Below are 21974 nucleotides of genomic sequence, written 5' to 3' on the forward strand. Positions count from 1 at the left end.
AGCCAACGTTTACGTTCTTGACGCTTTAAAAAACGTTGATATGTATCTAAAGATGCTCCAATCCAAGCACCCATTCCAATCATTGAAAGCATTGTATACAACTGAATTGTTAAGCTCATTTAAACAACTTACTAAAGAAACCTTTAGTTTTTTCTCCTTGATTTTCATCAATATACAGCATCTCATGAACTTTCCCTTTAATCGACACAATACCTTTTTCTACATCTAAATTTTTCATTTGTAAATTTTGACCACGAATCGTTAAAAAACCCATTACGGTTTCGAGTAAAAACTCTTCGCTATCAAAACTCTCTACCTGCTTCACACCAGTAATATCAATTACACGCCTTCCACGCATAATAATATCATGCTCCACAGAAACATTTTGTTGATTAGAAGACGTAGGTGAGTAACCATTATTCACGTAAATCCCCCCATAGGTTTTTACTAGCTAATAGTAATGTATGAGGGGATAAATGATTTTAGAACAAGCCTTCTTCCGCTTTTACTTTTTCTTCGCGAACTAAGCTATACATATTTGCTGCATCTTCTTTTTTAGTTGTTTCTTTCAATTCATTTATTTTTACAGTCACTATTTTTTGACCAAAACGAATTGTTAATTCATCAGCTACTTTCACATCCGAACTTGCTTTTGCCACTTGACCATTAATAGATATTCTTCCTTGATCAGCTACTTCTTTCGCTAATGTTCTTCTTTTAATTAAACGTGACACTTTTAAAAACTTATCTAGACGCATCTCAAATCCCCCTATTAACGCTCTGTTTGTTTCGCTTCTTCCCATAAAACATCTAACTGTTCTAATGATAAATCTTCCATCTCTTTATTCATTTCAGCTACTTTTGCCTCCATGTATAAAAAACGACCAGTAAATTTCTCATTAGTTGAACGTAACGCCTCTTCTGGATCTATTTTGTAATGACGGGCTATATTAACAAATGCAAATAGTAAATCACCAAACTCACCTAGCATCTTTTCCTCATCCATGTTTGTAACTTCTTGTTGGAACTCTTGCCATTCTTCCAAAGCTTTCTCTATCATAGGCTGCACATCAACCCAATCAAATCCAACCTTACCGGCTTTCTTCTGAATTTCATAGGCGCGTAGTAACTGCGGCAAACTTTTTGGAACGCCATTTAAAACAGATTCTTTCACGAATCCTTTTTCTTGTTTTTTAATTTCTTCCCAATTGGCAATCACTTCATCAGCATTGTTTACATCCGTATTTCCAAATACATGTGGATGGCGACGAACCATTTTCTCAGATAGTGTTCGAATGATATCATCTATAGAAAACCAACCTTCATCTTCTCCAATTTGAGCATGAAGCATAACTTGTAATAATATATCACCTAATTCTTCTACTAAGTGATCATCATCCTCTTCATCAATTGCTTCCAATACTTCATAAGCTTCCTCAATTAAATATTTCTTTAATGATTGATGTGTTTGCTTTTTATCCCACGGACAACCATTTGGGCCTCGAAGTTCTGCAATAATTTCTCTAAGTACATCGAACTGTTGATACAAGGATGCACGCTCCTGAACTGGCGGCACATACACACTCGTTAAATTATTCAATTCTGTTTCATGATCTAACATATACAACGGTACCTTCTTTACTTGTTCAAATGAAGTTCCTGCAGCTGTTACGATATACACTTCATAATCATCCGGCAACATCTCCATTAATGTTAATTTCACATCAGATGCAACGAATGCATCATATACTTGGCAAAAGATTAGATGTTGACGTAATTCTAATTGTCCTCTTTTAAATGATGTAGCGTCAAGTAATTGAAATCCTTCAATTGGATCAATCTTTAGGCTTGCAAACATAGGATCAAGGAAACTTTGTCCACCCTCAATTCGCACTTCAACATTTGAATCTTCACCTTTTTCCAACAGTAGCTGAACTGTTCTTTCTGCTACAAGCGGATGCCCTGGAACAGCATAGATAATTTCTGTACCTTCAGCTTGTTCTAGCAATTTATTCGCAATTGTTTCATATACAATTTCAAACGTATCATGCGCTTCATATACATCATCAAAAGCCGTATATTGTACGCCTTCTTTCTCCAATTCTTCTATAACTGGATGTTCCTTCGTCCTAACAAACAGATGATCTGCTTCTTTTATCTTTCGATATACACCCATCGTTAGATGATCTAATTCACCAGCACCTAAACCTAAAATAGTAATGATTCCACTCACAATCTGTCACCTCTATCCACTCTTCTTCAATGAACCTTCTTTTTTCTCTTGTTTCATAACGGTTCCTAATTCTTTTTTTGTAAATACACGTAATTTCAAAATTAAAAACATATATGTCAATCCGCCGACAACTACACCTAGCAACGCTTCAAGCGTCGCGATTCCTCTATGTTCCGTATCAATTACTAATCCAGACACCTGCAACACACGTGTGAACATCATTAATACAAATCCCATACAGATACCACTAATCACTACACCTAACATATTTCGCTTATTGATAAGCGATCCTGATACAGCTCTCATAAGCAACAAACTATTTAGCCCAGAAATTATAATTAACGCACACAAAGTCGCAAAGGCTGCCCCTTTCACACCAAAATAAGGCATAAATATATAATTTAACGCTAACTTTAAGCAACCTCCAAATACAACAAATAATGCTGGCTTAAATGTTTGTCCCAACCCTTGTAAAATAGAAGCCGTCGTAATTGACAACGAACTAAATAAAATAGATAAAGATAAAATAGATAAAACATCTGATCCATCACTATTTTCAAACAACATAATATTCGTAGGTTGAATAATACAAGTTAGTCCAATAGCTGCTGCAAGTCCAATAACAAGTGTTATTTTCATTGCTAACTTTACCTTTTCTTGAATAAAGGAAAGATCTCCTCTTTCCTTCGCCGCTGTAATAATTGGAATAAGTGACAACGAGAAAGAAGTCGTCACAACAGTACCTAATTGCATTAGCGGAATACTTCTATCATAAACACCCTTTAATACCTTTGCACTTTCAACCTGTTCTCCCGCACCAATAAGTAAGGTGTACAAGGATATTGAATCTGCCATCTGTATAAAAATAAGCACTAAATTACTAACACAAATCGCTAACCCCTGCCAAAAAAGGATTTTAATTATCCTCCTTTTGCCCTTAATTCTCGCTACACTTTTGAAAAATATAGAACGAAAATCTCGACGCATATACAACATAAGTACAATAATCCCAATAAGTCCACCCGCAATTGAGCCTAACATAGCCCCTGCACCAACTGTATATAAATCAAATCCGTGAGCAATTAGGAATAGCGATAAAAATACAATAATAGAAACTCGAATTGTTTGTTCTATTACTTGCGAAACAGCTGTTGGCATCATATTATTGAAGCCTTGAAAATACCCTCTTGCTACAGACAAAAACGGCATCAATAAGAATGAAAATGAAATAACACGTAGTAACTTATCTAAGTATATATCGCCCATAGCTATCGCAATTGTTTTGGCCCCAAAAAACAATGTAAAGAAGCCTATAAAACCAATTCCCAATAAAAACCAAAAAGATACACAAATAATTTCTTCTGCTTCTTTTTGTTTTCCCCGCTCTAGTCGTTCTGCAACCATTTTCGAAATGATAATAGGAAACCCATAAGTAGCTAAAATTAAACAAAATCCATAAAACGGGTAAATTTGTTGGTAAATATAAAAACCAATATCACCCGCTATATTTTGATATGGAATACGGTAAAAAGCGCTTAATACTTTTGTAACAAAACTTGCAATCGTTAATATAATAGCCCCACGCCAAAAGGCTTGATACTTCTTCGCTTCCATACAAGAAAACTCCTTTTTCTATTCTCACCTCTCGTATTATATCATAAAGAAATGAACAAGCTGCCTTACCACCACGGGTAATAATAGGTTCCTGCACCGTTAAAAATACTCAACGAAAAAAGGTAGCAAAGCGCTACCTTCATTCAATATACATATATCTCCAAATAATTGATTTCTCAAAAAGAAAGATCATAATTAGGAAAAATTGCTACTTCTAAAATTATACACCCTTACTGTTCCATTTGTTTCGCTAAGAAACTGGCAGCAGTATTAACCGCTTTATGCTCGATTTCGCTTATAATAGCTTCTTTCGAAAAAATAATGACAGCTCCAATCGGGTCTCCGTTTGCAACAATCGGTCCAACTGTATAAGAATGAACCTTTTCTGTTACACCATCGATAATGGAAATATCACTTTCGTCCGTCATAATAACAGACTTTCGTTCTTCCATCGTTTTTTCGATTAAATCGCCAACACTTTTATTTAAGTATTCTTTTTTCGATACGCCTGATACTGCGATGATAGAATCTCGATCACAGACAAGCACATTATGTCCTAAGCTGTCATATAAAGCCTCAGCATATTCTTTTGCAAAATCACCTAGTTCACTAATTGGAGAATACTTCTTTAAAATTACCTCTCCATCGCGATCAACAAATATTTCTAGTGGGTCTCCTTCTCGAATACGTAAAGTTCTACGAATTTCCTTCGGGATTACTACCCTGCCTAAATCATCAATTCGACGTACGATTCCAGTTGCTTTCATTCTAATGCTGCCTCACTTTCTACTGATGATCAAAGTGGTGAATTTACCTGTTCATGTAAAAATCACCAACTGTTAGACATAGTATTTTACACATTAGTTCTTCTATGCACGTCGAATTGTATTTTTTTATCTTATTTTAGGCATTTATTACTTCTTTTTTTACATCTGGTAAGCCTTTTAATAAATTTTCAGCAATTGTTAACCACTTCGATGTCTCTAAACCATTTGTTTTCATAACAATTTTCAATTGTGATCCTTCCATTCCTAAACCGATCATACGTCCAAAACTATTTCCAAGCATGAATAATTTTCCACCATCAATATTTTGACTTGCTTGTTCAGAAAACAGGAATGTTACTTCAAATTTATTCTGTTTAATTAACTCAATTTGTTCTTTCATTGCCAACACTTTAATATTTGCAATTTGTAATAAATAACCGACTTCTTGTGGATAATCACCGAATCTATCGATCATTTCTTCCTGCAATTCTTCAATATCCTCAATTGCAGAAACACCTCTAAATTGTTTATACATCATAATTTTTTGCTTACTATCTGAAATATAAGCATCTGGTAAGTATGCATCTACCTCTAAGTCAATTTCAACATTAACTGTATTTTCAGCCCCATCTGTTCCTCTACGCTGTTCAATTGCATCTTTTAACATTTGAGAATATAGATCAAATCCGACAGAATCAATAAATCCATGCTGCTCTGCCCCTAACAAATTACCTGCTCCACGAATAGATAAATCTCTCATCGCAATTTTGAAACCAGATCCAAGTTCCGTGAACTCTTTAATTGCTTGCAGACGCTTCTCTGCAACCTCTGACAGCACTTTGTCACGTTTATAGGCAAAGTATGCATATGCAACACGATTAGAACGTCCAACACGCCCACGAAGCTGATACAACTGTGATAATCCCATACGATCTGCATCAAATACAATTAACGTATTTACATTCGGAATATCTACACCCGTCTCAATAATTGTTGTACTTACAAGAACATCATGCTGTCCTTCTAAAAATGATAGCATAACAGACTCTAATTCACTTTCGTTCATTTTCCCATGTGCGTATGTTACACGGGCATCTGGAACTAACATCGAAATTTCATCTGCTTTTCTTTCAATATCCTCTACACGGTTATATAGGAAGTAAATTTGACCGCCTCTTGCAAGCTCTCGCTCTATCGCCTCTCGCATTAATGCTGGATTATACTCTACTACATACGTTTGGACTGGGAAACGATTTTCTGGCGGTGTCTCAATAACAGATAAGTCGCGCACACCAAGCATAGACATATGAAGCGTCCGTGGAATCGGAGTTGCCGTTAATGTTAATACGTCAACATTCGCCTTCAATTGTTTAATTTTCTCTTTATGCGTCACACCAAATCTTTGTTCTTCATCAATAATAAGAAGCCCTAAATCTTTATAAGTAACATCTTTAGATAAAATACGATGTGTTCCGATTACAATATCTATTGTGCCATCCTTTAAACCCTTAATCGTTTCATTTTGTTGTTTTCTCGTACGGAATCTACTTAATAATCCTATATTGATTGGATAATCTTGAAAACGCTCTCGAATTGTTTCATAGTGTTGCTGCGCAAGAATCGTTGTCGGTACTAAAATTGCAACTTGTTTTTCATCCATAATTGCTTTAAATGCCGCACGAATAGCCACTTCAGTCTTTCCATACCCTACATCACCACAAAGGAGCCTATCCATCGGGCGTCCGCGTTCCATATCTTTTTTAATCTCGTCAATAGAACGTAACTGATCCTCTGTCTCTTGATATGGGAAAGATGATTCGAACTCTTGTTGTTCTGCTGTATCTGGCGTATATGCATAGCCTTTTGAAGCTTCGCGTTCAGCATATAGTTTAATTAGGTCATCCGCAATGTCTTGTACAGATTTTTCAACTTTCGTTTTAACCTTCTTCCAATCATTACCACCTAATTTGTAAACTTTTGGATCCTTACCTTCAGACCCTACATATTTTTGGACTTGATCAATTTGTTCAATTGGAACGTATAACTTATCATTACCTTGATATTTAATATTTAAATAATCTTTATGAACACCATTAATCTCTAATGTCTCAATACCTAAAAATTTACCTATACCATGATTTACATGAACTACATAATCTCCAACTTTTAATTCCGAATAACTTTTAATACGTTCAGCATTCGATAACTTTTGTTTACGTTGTGATTTTTTAACTTTCTTATGAAAAAGCTCCTTTTCAGTAATGACAACAAGCTTTTGCATCGGCATTTCAAATCCTGCATGTAAATCACCTACAGCAATTTGTAACCTTCCAGGCAATAAGATATCTGTACCTTCCACAATATCTGCCTCAATATCATAATCACTTAAAATATGTTGTAATTTTTTCACACGTTCATCATCTGTTCCAAGTACAACAGTCGTAAAATGCCCTTCATTCCATCTATCAATTTCTGTTTTTAACAAATTCATCTGTCCATGGAAATCTTGCATTGTTTTACATGTTACATTCACAATATTTTGCGGATGTGTGTGTGCAATATGACGCAAGAATAACGTTAAATATACAAAATTTCTTTTTTTATGATGAAGAAATCCCTCGAATGCGTGAGAGAAAGATAAATCTTGAATAATTGTTCCTTCACCAAGAAGTGATATATACCATTCCGCCTCTTCTGTTTCCAGATGTGATGCTGTTTCTTGAATACGGGAAATCTCATCTAAAATTACAACACCGTCTTCTGGTAAATAATCTATCAGACTAGCAGGTTCTTTATAGAAAATAGATAAGTATTTAAACATCTGTTCTATACTTTGCCCGTTTTTCAACATCTCAATTTCATGACTTACCGTCTCAAGTACTGTAGTCTTTAGTTTATCATCAGAAAGTTTTTGCATCGTCTTAGTCAAACCTTCTTCAAGATGCTGAATTCCTGATTTTAATTCTTCCTGTGAAAATAAAAACTCTGTTGCCGGACCAAACTTAACGCTTTCTTTTTTTCCTTGAGAACGCTGTTCATCCACATCAAATAATCGAATAGAATCGACTTCTGTATCGAAGAATTCAATACGAAATGGTAGTTCTTCAGTTAAAGGATAAATATCTAATATTCCCCCGCGCAAACTGAACTCCCCTGGAGCTTCTACCATCGACTTACGTTCATAGCCAATATGATGTAAAGTATGCAAGAGCGCATCTAAATCAATCTCTTGCCCTAGATTGATTTCAACTTGCTTTTGCTTCCACAATTCTTTTATTGGTAAAAATCTACGCAATCCTGCCACTGGAGCTACAATGATTCCATTCTCTCCAGCAGCCAAGCGATTTAACACTTCTATACGTTGCGCCTTCAATTCTGGACTTGCAACCCCAATTTCCGATGCTATAAGTTCATTCACTGGATATAGCCACACATCTTTTTCACCAAGTAACGCCACTAAATCTTCATGTACTTTTTGCGCTTGGTATAAGTTATGTGTCACGATTAATTGTGATTTTTTTGTTTTTTTATATAAAGCCGCCATTAATAATGAACGAGAAGACGTTGCCATCCCTGATATAAGTTGTTCCTTTAACCCATCTTCTAATCCATTAATAACTGATTGTATCTCTTTATTTTTATAAAATTGCTCTAATAAACCTATCATTTTTAAAACTCCTCTCAACATAAAGAGCAAGCCATTCTATTTTATGCAAATATTTCGGAAAAGGAAAACAGAAAAATGCTTTGGACATGCCAAAGCGACAACATTTTATTGCAGAAATTTTTCATATTCATAATACTCAGGATAAGATGCGAGCGTTTCTTGACACGATTCACAAATCGTTTTTATATATATATTTCCATTCTCATGAAAATGAATCATCTCTACTACTTCTTGCTCTGTTAGTTGAAATAAAACGTCGCTATATACTTTTTCTGCGTTAATGGAGCCTACATTACCTCCGCAGTGTCTGCAATAATAATACCCTTCCATACTAGCCTCCTAAAAATTAAATTACTACTAGTATGGGTAAAACAAAAAAGAAATATTCCTAATCTCATTTTTAACTATTGAAAGTATTCATGATTTGGAGAAAAGGCTTATTTAGCCACTCTTCACATGCATCCGCTGCTTTTTCAATAGAATGGTTAACATCCGGAATCTCTTCAGATGTAAAGCGTCCTAATACATAATCGACTACCTTCATTCCATTTTTCGGGCGATCAATTCCCATACGGATACGTTGAAATTCTTGTGTTCCTAGGTGTGAAATCGTTGACTTTACACCATTATGTCCACCAGCACTACCTTTCATGCGAAGACGCAATTTACCTACAGGAATGTCTAAATCGTCGTACATAACAACGAAGTCCTCAACATCAATTTTATAATAATCCATGAGTGGACGAATACTTTCTCCAGATAAATTCATATATGTTAGCGGCTTTAATAAGATTACCTTTTCTCCATTAACAAACCCTGCACCAAATACACCTTTAAATTTTTGTTCATTCAAAGAAATGTTCCAACGCTTCGCAAGTTCATCAATGGCCATAAATCCAATATTATGCCTTGTTAATTCATATTCTCTACCTGGGTTCCCAAGTCCTACTATCAATTTCATTCTTGTACCACTACTTTCTTTTTTCGATACGAAAAGACGTAACCAATTTTGGTTACGTCTCATTCTATCCAATTAATTGAATAATACACTCACAGATTCTTCTTCGTATACACGAATGATTGCTTCTCCGATTAATGGAGCAACTGAAAGTTCATGTACTTTGTCGATTTTCTTCTCTTCCGGTAATACGATAGAGTTCGTTACAACTAACTCTTTAATATTTGAATTTTGAATACGTTCAATTGCTGGACCAGATAATACTGGGTGTGTACAGCAAGCATATACTTCAGAAGCACCGTTCTCAACAAGAGCGTTTGCTGCTAATGTAATTGTACCAGCTGTATCAATGATGTCATCAATTAAAATCGCTGTTTTGCCTTCAATATTACCGATAATGTTCATTACCTCTGATACGTTCGGGCGAGGGCGACGCTTATCAATAATAGCAATTGGCGCTTTTAGACGATCTGCCATTTTTCTTGCACGAGTTACACCACCATGATCAGGAGACACGATTACGATATCTTTAAGACCTTTTGTTTCAAAGTAATCAGAAAGAATCGGTACACCCATTAAGTGGTCGATTGGGATATCAAAGAACCCTTGAATTTGTGGAGCATGTAAATCTAGAGTGATTACACGAGTTGCACCTGCTGTTTCAAGCAAGTTTGCTACAAGTTTCGATGTAATTGGTTCACGAGAACGCGCTTTACGGTCTTGACGCGCATAACCATAATAAGGAATAACAATATTAATTGTTTTCGCAGATGCACGTTTTAATGCATCGATCATAATAAGTAATTCCATGATATGTTCGTTTACTGGGAAGCTTGTAGATTGAATAATGAATACATCGCAACCACGGATACTTTCTTCAATGTTAATTTGAACTTCTCCATCACTAAAACGATCAACAGAACATTTTCCTAGTCCTACTCCAATATGCTTTGCAATCTGCTCAGCAAGTTCCTTATTAGAGTTTAAAGAGAATACTTTCAAATTAGAATTTAGATATTGAGTCGACATCTAGATTAACCCTCCACATTATGATTTTTTCTTATTCAGCAATTGATCAACATAGTCTTCTTTGTTAACTTGACGTGCACGTGCTACCGATAATGCTTTTGATGGAACATTCTCTGTAATTGTAGAGCCTGCTGCCACATAAGCACCATCTTCAACTGTTACTGGAGCAACAAGGTTTGAATTACATCCAATAAATACCCCATTACCAATCACAGTTTTGAATTTATTCTTACCGTCATAGTTCACCGTAATTGAACCACAACCAAGATTCACGTCTTCTCCAACTTGTGCATCCCCGATATAACTCAAGTGTGAAGCTTTACTTCTATTACCAAAGACAGTTTTTTTGATTTCCACGAAGTTTCCAACGCGTACTTCGTCTCCAATAACTGAATCTGGGCGAATATGTGCAAATGGACCAACCGATACTTCTGTACCAAGTTTACTATCATGTACAGTAGATTGACGAATTGTCGTACGATCTCCAATTTCACTATCACGAATTACTGTATGCGGTCCAATTTCACAATCAGAACCAATTACAGTGTTCCCCTCAATAATTGTTCCTGGATGAAGAACTGTATCACTACCGATAATTGCATCAGCAGAAATATAAGTGTTACTTGGATCAATAATTGTAACACCATTTACCATGTTCTTTCGGTTGATACGGTTTTTCATAATAATTTCCGCTTGCGATAGAGCGACTCTGTCGTTAACACCTAACGTTTCATCGAACTGCTCTGTTTGATAAGCTGATACGATATGACCTTCATTTTTTAAAATCTCAATAACATCTGGAAGGTAATATTCACCTTGTACGTTATCATTTGAAACTTTAGAAAGTGAAGCAAATAAAGCCTTATTATCAAAACAATACGTACCTGTATTGATTTCTTTAATAGCTAATTCTTTCTCATTTGCATCTTTATGCTCAACAATCTTTTCAACATGACCATTCTCATTACGAACAATACGGCCATATCCAGCAGGTTCTTCTATGTACGCTGTTAGCACCGTCGCCATTGCTCCTGCTTCTTTATGTTGCTGAAGTAATGCTTCCATCGTTTCAGCAGTTATTAGCGGCGTATCACCACAAATAACTAAAGTTGTTCCTTCTTCATTTGCAAGTACACTTGCAGCTTGATCTACAGCATGTGCTGTACCAAGTTGTTCTGCTTGTAATGCAAACTCACTTACGTTTCCTAGCTGTTCTTGTACCATTTCAGCACCATGTCCAACAACCGTTACAAGTTTCTGCAATCCTAATTGAGATACTTGATCGACTACGTGTTGTACCATGGGTTTTCCACATACAGGATGCAGCACTTTGTATAGCTTAGACTTCATACGTGTGCCTTTACCTGCAGCTAGAATCACTGCAAATCTGTTTGACATATAGACCCTCCATCGCAACCTATTTATCCATTAAAGATATTATCCTAAATCATCATATATTTCAAGAAACACATTTTAACTATTAAATTTTACCATAATTCTTATAAGATGTTTTACTCTTTAGTATCTTTTTTAAGAAATAAGCTATACTATTTAAAATGATTTTGAAAAAATTAGTAGTTTCTTCTTTTTATATTAATGAATTATGAAATTTACAAATATAAAGTAAAAAAAACAAACTCCTGTAAATGCTTACAGGAGTTTGCTACAAAATTATAAGGCTTTTCGTCAAAGCCCTTTTCATTCGAATTTTACGAAGCACCTGCTTCTTCAAACTCAACCTCTTCTAACTCGCCTAAACGATGATACTCTGTTAAAACCGCATCTTGAATTTTAGAGCGTGTACCAGAATTAATCGGATGTGCAATGTCACGGAACTCTCCATCTGGAGTACGTTTACTTGGCATTGCTACAAATAATCCATTATTACCATCAATTACACGAATATCATGAACAACAAATTCATGGTCCAAAGTAATAGAGGCAATTGCTCTCATGCGGCCTTCTGTGTTTACGCGGCGTAATCTTACGTCAGTCACTTCCATCTTGTGTTCACCACCCTTTTCTAAATAAGCGATATATTTGTATAAATTCCACAAATTTTCTATTTTCCCTTTAATTTTTTAAAAATTTTTAAGATAAAAATTTTTAATGTAGTTGAATATAGAGATTAGTGGAGGTTATCGCTTACAAAAGGTTACTTAACTAGGGCGATTACTTCAATTTCAACGGAAACATCTTTCGGTAATTTTGCTACTTGCACACAAGATCGAGCTGGTTTATGAGTAGAGAAATAAGAGCTATATACTTCATTCACTGCATTAAAATCATCCATGTCCTTTAAAAATACTGTTGTTTTTACGACTGTATCAAATGAAGCACCTGTTTCCTCTAATACCGCTTGTAAATTTTGAAATACTTGTTCTGTTTGTACTGTTACATCTCCTGTTACAAGCTCCCCATTTTCCGTTAATGGAATTTGTCCTGAGCTATAAAACATATTATTTACAATAATCCCTTGTGAGTAAGGTCCAATCGCTTGTGGTGCCTTGCTTGTTTGAACAACTTTCATACTTTTCACCCTTTTATTATTTATTTTACTCTTTAAAAATAGTGTACGAAAGGCAGTTTGTCCATCTATTTTATAATCTATAAATAAAATAAAAAAAGATAGAGCTATCTGCTCTACCTTTTATTCAGCCTCTACAAGCCCTTCATCAAATGGTGCAAGAGAATAATTCCCTTTTTCCACTTGAATCGTTTTTTCTTTCACATCAACTTCCGATAGACGAATTAATGATACAAAATTATTAATTAGTCGTTCTTCAATATCTGTGGATTCTACTAATACACCAATACCAACAACATTAGCCTTGAACTCTTCTAACATACTCATCATACCTTGAATCGTTCCACCAGCTTTCATGAAGTCATCAATAATTAAAACATTCGATCCTTCTGGAAGGCTGCGTTTTGCTAATGTCATTGTTTGAATTCGTTTAGAAGAACCCGACACATAGTTAATACTAACAGTCGGACCTTCTGTTACCTTATTATCTTTCCTTGCAATTACAACTGGTACATCTAAGTAATTTGCCACTGCATAAGCAAGTGGAATCCCTTTCGTTGCCACCGTCATAACCGCATCAATTGATTGCCTAGCAAAAACAGAAGCAAACAAACGACCTGCGCCATTAATATGGCGAGGATTACTCAATAAATCTGTCATGTATAAGTAACCGCCAGGCAAAATACGATCTGGATTTTCAAATAAGCCACAAAGCTCATCAATAATTAGATCTGCCTCTTCTTCACTTATATACGGTATATATTTCACTCCTCCTGCTGCTCCTGGTATCGTTTGCAATGTGCCGACCCCTTGTTGTTCAAACGTTTGCTTAATAATAACTAAATCTTCACTAATGGAAGACTTAGCCGATTGATACCTTTCAGCAAAAAAAGTGAGAGATACTAGCTGACGAGGGTTTTGTAGCAAGTAATAAGTCATATCGACTAATCTTGTACTTCTTCTAATTTTCATACTCTCACCTCAAATCACGAATATTCTAAACAAATCATAACGTATTATACGTCTTTATTCAAGCGTTTCTCGCTCTCCTAATAAACGTACCGCATAGACCTGTTCACAAAATCCTTTTAACCCGTTATAAATGCGATGCATTCGAGAATCATGGTGTACAAGTCCAAATACAGTTGGACCACTTCCACTCATCAATACAGCATCCGCTCCGAATCGCTTCATCTGTGATTTAATACGTGCAACTTCAGGATGCATTCCAAATGTTACATCTTCTAAAACGTTACCAACAGTATCACAAATCCCTTTATAATCTCCAGAATTTATGACATCAACCATTTTATCTACATTTGGATGTGTAACTCGATTTAACTTTAAATTTCCATACACATCAGCAGTAGATACACCTATATGTGGTTTCGCTAAAATAACCCAACAAGAAGGCGGAGTCTTTATATGCTCAATTTTCTCTCCTCTTCCAGTGGCAATTGCTGTGCCGCCGTATACACAGAACGATACATCTGATCCAATTTCTGCGCCAAGCTCTGCTAACTCATCAATTGTAAGCCCTAAATTCCATAATTTATTAAGACCACGTAATGTCGCTGCTGCATCACTACTTCCACCTGCTAATCCAGCTGCTACTGGAATCGTTTTTTCAATAGTAATAGATACACCTTTTTTTACATTAAACTTCTCTTTTAATAATTTCGCTGCCTGATAAGCTAAATTTCGTTGGTCGTCTGGGACATACCGATTATGGGATAAAATTTCAATACGGTCTTCTGCTAATTCCGTTAGTTCTAGACGATCTGCTAAATCAATGGTTGTCATAATCATTTTCACTTCATGATATCCGTCTTGTCTTTTTCCCAGTACATCTAACGACAGATTAATCTTTGCTGGTGCTTTCACTAGTAGCTTCAATCTATTCACCCACTCTATGTACTCAATCTTTTATCGTTTATTTTACCATAAATTTATAGTAAGACGATGACACTTCCCTAATTATAACGAAAAGCATTCAGAATGAAACTACTTATGTAAAATGATGGCACCTTTTAGAGTACAAAAAGCCGAGGAATGTCTCCTCGGCTACCGTAGCATAGAAAGTATCTTACAACTACTGGTTTCGTTTCATTAATTGCTGTTCTGCAATTTCTATAGCACGTTTCACCATGTTACCAGCATCTTTCGCACGAATTCCGCCCCATCCTTCTTTCTGAACAACATCATAAAAGCCAAGCTCTTTTGCTAGCTCTTCTTTAAATTGGTTTGACATGACACCTCTTCGTCTACTCAATGCAGAGTCCCTCCTTATTTTGCTACGGTATAGTTAGTATGCAAAATAATATAGCTTTTCATTTATGGGAATATATGTAATGATATATGGATTATAAAATGACCTCATTATGAGGGTCTCCATAAAATGTTAACTCTACTGTCTCTGTTAAAACATCTGCATAACTATAAGATACACGTTGCAACGCATCTTCTTGTTGATCCAATTGTACAACAAAAACAGAACGGTATGTTTCTGCTAGTACACCTGATTGCTCCACAGTTTTTCTTCTTCCACTATTTGCTTTTAACATAAGTCGCTGTCCAAGATGGTGATCTAATTCGCTTTTAATTTCATCTAAACGTTTTGACATATACTTCGCTACACCTCGCTGTAATTTAGATTGAACACTTAAAGCACTATATATATCTATCCTAATTATTAACCGCGATTCACAGCTAATATCATCTTGCGTTTGAATAGATAGAAGAAATACTATATTGTAAAAGTATCATTACGTAGTCTGTACGTTCTTGCCTCTTTTTATCCAAATTCATTTAAATCCTTCCATACAAAAAAGCAAGATACATATGTACCCTGCTTACTCTTCGTAATGTTGAAAAGGTAATCCCGTTCGTAAAATCCCTCTCGTTTCAATTCCACCTAGTCCCTTTTCACCAGTAATTGTATTACGTACGACATCCCATACATTGACTCTCTCCATAAATGAAGTAAAACTAATTTTACCAACTACATATACGGGATCTAGTGCATGAATATTAATTCTAGATGGTGAACTAGCGAAATTGGCCCCTGCACGAATTAGTGCCTCAAAGTGCGATTGACATGCCCCAGCAAAAATAACAAGTTGATCCAATGATGGATATTTTTTTCGCACTTCTCGAACAGCCTGTACAAAATGCCTTGAATGCCTATATGCCGCTAAATCTCCCTTCACTCCTTTCGATTTTGTATATGCATCATGCCCCGTAATAACGAGAATGTCTGGGCGAAAGTGATCTATTAAGTCTACTACTTTTTCATGCATCTCCGTTTCTTTACAATGAATACCTTGTACAGGAACGCCAATTTTGTTATATAAGTCTAAGCACTTGCGCAAATATAAAGGGTCTCCATCTATATGCAATACACGTCCCGGCATTTGAAAATAATTCACCTCACTTGTGTATCCACCAGTTGAAGTATGTTCATGCCTTTGTTTCATTAACACATAATCTTGTTGAAACAAACGATACGTGCGCTCCATTGTTTCTTTCTCACGCTTCACCCTTTTTTTATGTTCTCGTTGATCTATACTAATTAAATCTTCAAGTGGCGCATCCGCCACCAGTCTAATTTCCTCTCCAAACAATATAGCTATCTCGCCTTTTATTTCTATAATACGAAAAAGAATATCCCTCTTATGAGAATATCGTTCCACTAATTCTCCAACATGTAAAGCCATTCTCCTACCTCCAAACTCATTAGGCCATCTTACCTGTTTTTAAAATATGAATTTAGAGGGAGAAAGGTGACAAAAGGGACAGTTCAAGTTGAACTGTCCCTTTCATATTCTTATGATAATTTATGAAGAACCAATGCATTACTTAATGTTGCAAACTCTTCAATAGATAGCGTTTCGCCTCTTCGCTTTGGATCAATTCCTACTTCTGTTAAAATTCGATCCAATAATTCCTTATCTTTCGGGAAACCATTTAAATTATTTGATAAATTATTCATTAAAGTTTTACGGCGCTGTGCGAAACTTGCTCGTACTACTTCAAAGAAGAATGTTTCATCTGTCACCTCTACAACCGGTTTCGGACGCTTTAGAAGGCGAATAATTGCAGAATCAACATTTGGCTGTGGTACAAACACTGTACGCGGTACAGTCATAACTGTTTCAACTTCTGTATAATACTGAATGGCAATCGATAAAGAACCATACTCTTTCGTTCCAGGTTTAGCAGCTAAACGATCTCCAACTTCTTTTTGCATCATAACAACAAATCCACGAACTGGTAACTTTTCTTCAAGCAATTTAAATAAAATTGGCGTTGTAATATAGTATGGCAAGTTAGCTACTACCATTACATCTTGCCCTTCTTCAAATTGCTCATTAAATACTTCATGTACATCCGCTTTTAGTACGTCTTTATTAATAACTGTAACGTTACCATATGGTGCTAACGTCTCATCTAAAATTGGTAATAGTCTTTGATCAATTTCAAAAGCCACTACTTTTTTAGCACGCTTCGCTAATTGCTCTGTTAATGCACCGATACCTGGTCCAATTTCAATTGCACCACTTTCTGAACCAATTTCAGCATGATCGACAATACGATTTAATACATTTGTATCAATTAAAAAGTTTTGTCCTAAACTTTTTTTGAATGAAAATCCATACTTTTCAACAATGTCTTTTGTACGATTTGGCGTTGCGATATCCTTCATTTTTTTTCCTCCTGTATTACTTGCTTATAAGCTTCTCCAAATGATTCCTTTGAAACTTGAAACATCTGTAATCGTTTATGTAACTGTTTTGCATTTGTATAACCAATCTTTAATAGCTTACCCATTCTTTCTCTGCGGCTCTTTGCCATTTCTCCGCCCACTAAGCCTGCATCGACTAAATCACTCCAACTAATTTCACTTGTATAAACTTCCATTTCTTCATGTATATTCTCTAGAGCACGGCGGATCGACTCATTAGAAGCATGTTCGATCCCAACTCCCTTTTTCCTTTTAGCAAGCGCTTCTTCCTTCGGTAAAAAGGCATGCTTACAGCCAGGAACCTTGTCAGAAATAATTTTTCGAATACGCTCTCCAGGATAATCCGGATCTGTGAAAATAATAACGCCCCTTTTTTGTTGCGCTAATTTAACTTGCTCAATAACATGATCACCGATTGCTGAACCGTTCGTTTCAATTGTATCCGCATCAACAGCACGCTTAATCGCAACTGTATCATCTTTACCTTCTACAACGATAATCTCTTTTATTTTCATGCTTGCCTCCACACTCGTTTCGTCTCTACTTAGTAAAACAAAAAAATGACGACTTTTCCATTATTATTTTCCCCATTCTTATATTTTAAAAAATAGAATAGAAAAATCTTTGTTCTCTGTCCTTATTGTAACACTTCATCATTCACATTTATTTTCTTCATCACTTCTACTAGTGTTTTTTCAAAATAAAAAAGAACAGGTTTCCCCATTCTTTTTTATTCAACACCAAATAAAAATTTTGCATTTTTGGTTGTCATTTCTGCTACTTCCTCATAAGAAATTCCTTTTAAATTCGCAATTTCTTCTGCTACGAGTTTTACATAACTCGGTTCATTTCGTTTCCCTCGAAATGGATGCGGCGTTAGATACGGACAATCCGTCTCTATTAACAATTTCTCTAATGGAATCTCCGTAGCAACCTCTTTCGGCTTCTTAGCATTTTTAAATGTAACTGGTCCGCCTAACGAAATTAAAAAGTTCATATCAACACATCGCTCTGCTACTTCTACGCTGCCGCTAAAGCAATGCATAATGCCTCCTACTTCAGCTGCATTCTCTTCTTCTAGAATATCAACAATATCTTGAGTTGCATCGCGGTTATGTATAATAATCGGCAATTTCACTTTTTTAGCTAATGTAATTTGTTTACGGAATACTTCTTTCTGTATTTCTTTTGGAGACTTATCCCAGTGATAATCTAAACCCATTTCTCCAAGTGCAACGACTTTAGGATGAGAAGCAAGTTCTTCTAACCAAGCTAAATGTTCTTCTGTCATGTCAATTGCATCAACTGGATGCCATCCAACCGCAGCGTAAATAAAATCATAGGCTTCAGCTAATTCCATCGCCTTTTTTATCGTTACTTCATCAAAACCAACAACAACTGTATAAGTAACTCCCGCTTCTTTCATTCGGGCAATAACTTCTTGCAAATCTTCTTCGAATTGCTCTGCATTCAAATGTGAATGTGTATCAAACAACATAATACATAACTCCTTTTATATTGAAATCAAGTTTATTCTACAAAAATAAGTTCTTTAATAACTTAACGATAACAATACTACAATCTTAATGCAAAAATAGAGAGTGTAAAAAGAAAAAAGACGCTTCACACATGTTACACGTGAAACATCTCTTTTCTTGTCTTAATTACTTGATTTTTGTACCATTTGGTAGATTTTGATCAATTGATGCTAATGACAATACGCCATTCTCTTCACCCGCTAAAATCATACCTTGCGATAATTCACCGCGTAATTTTACAGGTTTTAAGTTTGTTACACAAATAACCTTTTTACCTTTTAGGTCCTCTGGCGAATAGAATTTCGCAATTCCAGAAACAACTTGACGCTTTTCTGTGCCTAAGTCTAGTTGAATTTTTAACAACTTGTCTGCTTTTTTCACAGGTTCAGCAGATAGTACTTCAGCTACGCGTAATTCTACTTTAAAGAAATCATCAATTGTAATTTCTTCTGCCTTCGGTTCTTCTTCTTTTTTCTCTTCTACTTTAGGAGCAGAGCTTTTCATTTGTTCCTTAATGTACTCTACTTCCACTTCCATTTCTAAGCGAGGGAAAATTGGGTTTCCTTTTTCTACTTTTGTTCCAGCTGGAATACAGCCAATTGTAGATAGACTTTCCCAAGATTTATGAGCCTCATCAGTAAGGCCAAGCTGAGCGAACATCTTGCTTGGTGCTACTGTTAAGAATGGCATAAGCATAATACCTGTTTGACGAAGTACTTCTGCTAAATGAGCCATTACAGAAGCTAACTTTTCACGATCATTCTCATCTTTCGCTAATACCCATGGTTGTGTTTCATCAATATATTTGTTCGTACGACTAACCAATTGCCAAATAGATCCTAACGCTACAGAGAACTCCATATTCTCCATTGCCTCTTCTACTTTTTTCAATGTATCTTTTGCAAACGTTACTAACGTTTCATCAAATTCCGTTACATTCGCTTTAAATGCAGGGATTTCTCCGTTAAAGTACTTATCAATCATAGCTACTGTACGATTTAATAAGTTACCTAAGTCATTTGCTAGATCGAAATTAATACGCTCCACAAATCCTTCTGGTGTGAATACACCGTCAGATCCGAATGGAACTTCACGAAGTAAGTAATAACGTAATGCATCTAATCCGTAACGATCGATCAATGTAACTGGATCTACTACGTTTCCTTTTGACTTACTCATCTTTCCATCCTTCATTAAAATCCAGCCATGAGCAAAGACTTTTTTCGGAAGAGGTAAATCTAATGCCATTAAAATGATTGGCCAATAAATTGTATGGAAACGAACGATTTCTTTTCCAACTAAATGCACATCTGCCGGCCAGAATTTCTTATACATCTCTTCATTTTCTGTTCCATAACCTAATGCTGTAATGTAGTTAGATAATGCGTCAACCCATACGTAAATAACGTGTTTCGGATTACCTGGAACACGAACTCCCCAGTCAAATGAAGTACGAGAAACTGCTAAATCTTCTAAGCCTGGTTTAATGAAGTTATTAATCATTTCATTCTTACGAGACTCTGGCTGAATGAAATGTGGATTATCTTCATAGAATTTTAATAGTCTGTCGACATATTTACCCATTCTAAAGAAATATGATTCTTCACGAACAAGTTCTACATCATGACCACTATCTGGACTTTTTCCTCCAACTACTTTGTCACCTTCCATAATTGGATCTACTAATTGATGCTCCGTATAGAATGTCTCATCTTGTACAGAATACCAACCTTCATATTCATCAAGATAAATATCACCTTGATCTACTAGTTGCTTAAAGATTTTTTCAACAACATCTTTATGACGATCTTCAGTTGTACGAATAAAATCATCATAAGAGATATCCATCTTCTCCCAAAGTTCTTTAATTCCTGCAACAATATTATCCACATATGCTTGTGGTGTAATATTTAATTCTTCTGCTTTTTTTTGGATTTTCTGTCCATGCTCATCAGTTCCTGTTAAATAATGAACATTGTATCCTTGCATACGCTTATATCGTGCCATTGCATCTCCTGCTACTGTCGTATAAGCATGTCCAATGTGTAATTTTCCACTTGGATAATAAATTGGGGTAGTAATATAAAAGGACTTATTTTCCTCTGTCATTGTTTTGGACCTCCCGAATAACCTCATATGTATTTATAAACAGTATATCAAAAACTCATATATAAAGTGAAACTTTAATCAGCGGGGTTTTTGTTCATCCCCACTGATTATTAGCCCACATCAATCGGGCTTTTACGAGCAGCCCGAATCTCACTTATCTTCTTTACCCCAACCTAATTTTGAATTTGGGTTCTTAATGCTCGATATCTTTATCATCTATTGCTCATATTCCAAAAAAATATACAATCTCCACTTAAAATTTGTTAATTTTTCAGAAAACAATGTAAATAATTGTGGAATTTCCTCTCAATCTATTATATATAAGAAATAAGAAATCTATAAATCTTTTTAAAAAATATAGAATTTAAGAATTGACGGAAATGTAAATGATTGGTATCATATGTCCATAGGGTATTTTGTCGAAAAATGACGAATCTAAAAATAGACTCGAAACTTATAAACTATTTATTTAGGAGGAAAAAAATTATGAAATCTACTGGTATTGTTCGTAAAGTTGATGAATTAGGTCGTGTAGTAATTCCAATCGAATTACGCCGTACTTTAGGTATTGCAGAAAAGGATGCTCTTGAAATCTATGTTGATGACGAGAAAATCATCTTAAAAAAATATAAACCAAACATGACTTGCCAAGTAACTGGTGAAGTATCTGACGGTAACCTTTCTTTAGCTGAAGGTAAAATCATCTTAAGCAAAGAAGGCGCTGAGCAAATCTTAAACGAACTTCAAGATTATATCGAAACAGCAAAATAAGCTTCTCAATTATGAGA

General features: G+C 35.4%; 23 protein-coding genes. 1 reads left to right on the plus strand and 22 read right to left on the minus strand.

From position 1 onward, the window contains the following. The 22 genes from yabQ to metG form a co-directional block, all read right to left on the minus strand. Window positions 1–119, minus strand: a 119-nt coding sequence (gene yabQ / locus MR167_RS20715; protein ID WP_346657773.1) for a spore cortex biosynthesis protein YabQ, incomplete at its 3' end; no start/stop codon positions are given. After that, window positions 116–424 (minus strand): sporulation protein YabP, encoded by a 309-nt coding sequence (yabP, locus tag MR167_RS20720; protein ID WP_001059105.1) that lies wholly within the window; start codon window positions 422–424, stop codon window positions 116–118. The genes yabP and yabQ, both read right to left, overlap by 4 nt. Window positions 425–482: 58 nt before the next feature. Then, window positions 483–758: an RNA-binding S4 domain-containing protein gene (locus tag MR167_RS20725; RefSeq protein WP_001234876.1), complete on the minus strand. Its 276-nt coding sequence runs from the start codon at window positions 756–758 to the stop codon at window positions 483–485. 14 nt (window positions 759–772) lie between these two features. Beyond that, window positions 773–2233: a bifunctional methyltransferase/pyrophosphohydrolase YabN gene (yabN, locus tag MR167_RS20730; RefSeq protein ID WP_103623501.1), complete on the minus strand. Its 1461-nt coding sequence runs from the start codon at window positions 2231–2233 to the stop codon at window positions 773–775. A 12-nt stretch (window positions 2234–2245) separates the two neighbouring features. After that, window positions 2246–3847: a putative polysaccharide biosynthesis protein gene (locus tag MR167_RS20735; protein ID WP_000387575.1), complete on the minus strand. Its 1602-nt coding sequence runs from the start codon at window positions 3845–3847 to the stop codon at window positions 2246–2248. Window positions 3848–4077: 230 nt separating this feature from the next. Then, the gene (spoVT, locus tag MR167_RS20740) at window positions 4078–4614 is read right to left on the minus strand and encodes a stage V sporulation protein T (protein ID WP_000648306.1); all 537 of its coding nucleotides are present in this window, start codon (window positions 4612–4614) and stop codon (window positions 4078–4080) included. A 136-nt stretch (window positions 4615–4750) separates the two neighbouring features. After that, window positions 4751–8281 (minus strand): transcription-repair coupling factor, encoded by a 3531-nt coding sequence (mfd, locus tag MR167_RS20745; RefSeq protein ID WP_000579721.1) that lies wholly within the window; start codon window positions 8279–8281, stop codon window positions 4751–4753. 105 nt (window positions 8282–8386) lie between these two features. Next, window positions 8387–8611 carry an anti-sigma-F factor Fin family protein gene (locus tag MR167_RS20750; RefSeq protein WP_000399438.1) on the minus strand — a complete coding sequence of 75 codons (225 nt, stop codon included), beginning with the start codon at window positions 8609–8611 and terminating at the stop codon, window positions 8387–8389. A 70-nt stretch (window positions 8612–8681) separates the two neighbouring features. After that, complete coding sequence (gene pth / locus MR167_RS20755; RefSeq protein WP_000767702.1) at window positions 8682–9242, minus strand: aminoacyl-tRNA hydrolase; 561 nt, start codon at window positions 9240–9242, stop codon at window positions 8682–8684. Between the two features lie 72 nt (window positions 9243–9314). After that, window positions 9315–10268: a ribose-phosphate diphosphokinase gene (locus MR167_RS20760; protein ID WP_000107420.1), complete on the minus strand. Its 954-nt coding sequence runs from the start codon at window positions 10266–10268 to the stop codon at window positions 9315–9317. Window positions 10269–10286: 18 nt separating this feature from the next. After that, window positions 10287–11666, minus strand: coding sequence for a bifunctional UDP-N-acetylglucosamine diphosphorylase/glucosamine-1-phosphate N-acetyltransferase GlmU (gene glmU / locus MR167_RS20765; protein WP_000071039.1), 1380 nt, complete (start codon window positions 11664–11666; stop codon window positions 10287–10289). A 311-nt stretch (window positions 11667–11977) separates the two neighbouring features. After that, on the minus strand, window positions 11978–12271 hold the full coding sequence (gene spoVG, locus MR167_RS20770; protein ID WP_000454041.1) for a septation regulator SpoVG: 294 nt from the start codon (window positions 12269–12271) through the stop codon (window positions 11978–11980). A gap of 152 nt (window positions 12272–12423) precedes the next feature. Next, on the minus strand, window positions 12424–12798 hold the full coding sequence (locus tag MR167_RS20775; RefSeq protein WP_242315369.1) for a RidA family protein: 375 nt from the start codon (window positions 12796–12798) through the stop codon (window positions 12424–12426). Between the two features lie 120 nt (window positions 12799–12918). Further along, the gene (purR, locus tag MR167_RS20780) at window positions 12919–13767 is read right to left on the minus strand and encodes a pur operon repressor (RefSeq protein ID WP_000702467.1); all 849 of its coding nucleotides are present in this window, start codon (window positions 13765–13767) and stop codon (window positions 12919–12921) included. A 54-nt stretch (window positions 13768–13821) separates the two neighbouring features. After that, window positions 13822–14691, minus strand: coding sequence for a 4-(cytidine 5'-diphospho)-2-C-methyl-D-erythritol kinase (gene ispE / locus MR167_RS20785; RefSeq protein WP_000772104.1), 870 nt, complete (start codon window positions 14689–14691; stop codon window positions 13822–13824). A gap of 196 nt (window positions 14692–14887) precedes the next feature. Then, on the minus strand, window positions 14888–15067 hold the full coding sequence (gene sspF / locus MR167_RS20790) for an acid-soluble spore protein SspF (RefSeq protein WP_002094215.1): 180 nt from the start codon (window positions 15065–15067) through the stop codon (window positions 14888–14890). A gap of 91 nt (window positions 15068–15158) precedes the next feature. Continuing rightward, complete coding sequence (gene veg, locus MR167_RS20795) at window positions 15159–15419, minus strand: biofilm formation stimulator Veg (protein ID WP_000044347.1); 261 nt, start codon at window positions 15417–15419, stop codon at window positions 15159–15161. A gap of 228 nt (window positions 15420–15647) precedes the next feature. Next, window positions 15648–16511: a sporulation peptidase YabG gene (gene yabG, locus MR167_RS20800; RefSeq protein ID WP_001173734.1), complete on the minus strand. Its 864-nt coding sequence runs from the start codon at window positions 16509–16511 to the stop codon at window positions 15648–15650. Window positions 16512–16621: 110 nt separating this feature from the next. Continuing rightward, complete coding sequence (gene rsmA, locus MR167_RS20805; protein WP_000651548.1) at window positions 16622–17500, minus strand: 16S rRNA (adenine(1518)-N(6)/adenine(1519)-N(6))-dimethyltransferase RsmA; 879 nt, start codon at window positions 17498–17500, stop codon at window positions 16622–16624. After that, on the minus strand, window positions 17497–18054 hold the full coding sequence (gene rnmV, locus MR167_RS20810) for a ribonuclease M5 (protein WP_000692842.1): 558 nt from the start codon (window positions 18052–18054) through the stop codon (window positions 17497–17499). Before rnmV ends, rsmA begins: the two co-directional genes overlap by 4 nt. A 215-nt stretch (window positions 18055–18269) precedes the next feature. Continuing rightward, window positions 18270–19037, minus strand: a complete 768-nt coding sequence (locus tag MR167_RS20815) for a TatD family hydrolase (protein ID WP_000895845.1) — start codon at window positions 19035–19037, stop codon at window positions 18270–18272. 166 nt (window positions 19038–19203) lie between these two features. After that, window positions 19204–21186, minus strand: coding sequence for a methionine--tRNA ligase (gene metG / locus MR167_RS20820; protein WP_000134138.1), 1983 nt, complete (start codon window positions 21184–21186; stop codon window positions 19204–19206). 486 nt (window positions 21187–21672) lie between these two features. Here metG and MR167_RS20825 point away from each other — a divergent pair, with 486 nt between their 5' ends. Next, the gene (locus tag MR167_RS20825; protein ID WP_000843036.1) at window positions 21673–21957 is read left to right on the plus strand and encodes an AbrB/MazE/SpoVT family DNA-binding domain-containing protein; all 285 of its coding nucleotides are present in this window, start codon (window positions 21673–21675) and stop codon (window positions 21955–21957) included. The last annotated feature ends 17 nt before the right edge of the window (window positions 21958–21974 follow it).

The organism is Bacillus cereus group sp. BfR-BA-01355 (assembly GCF_022663675.1).
In the GTDB taxonomy this organism is placed as follows: domain Bacteria; phylum Bacillota; class Bacilli; order Bacillales; family Bacillaceae_G; genus Bacillus_A; species Bacillus_A thuringiensis_S.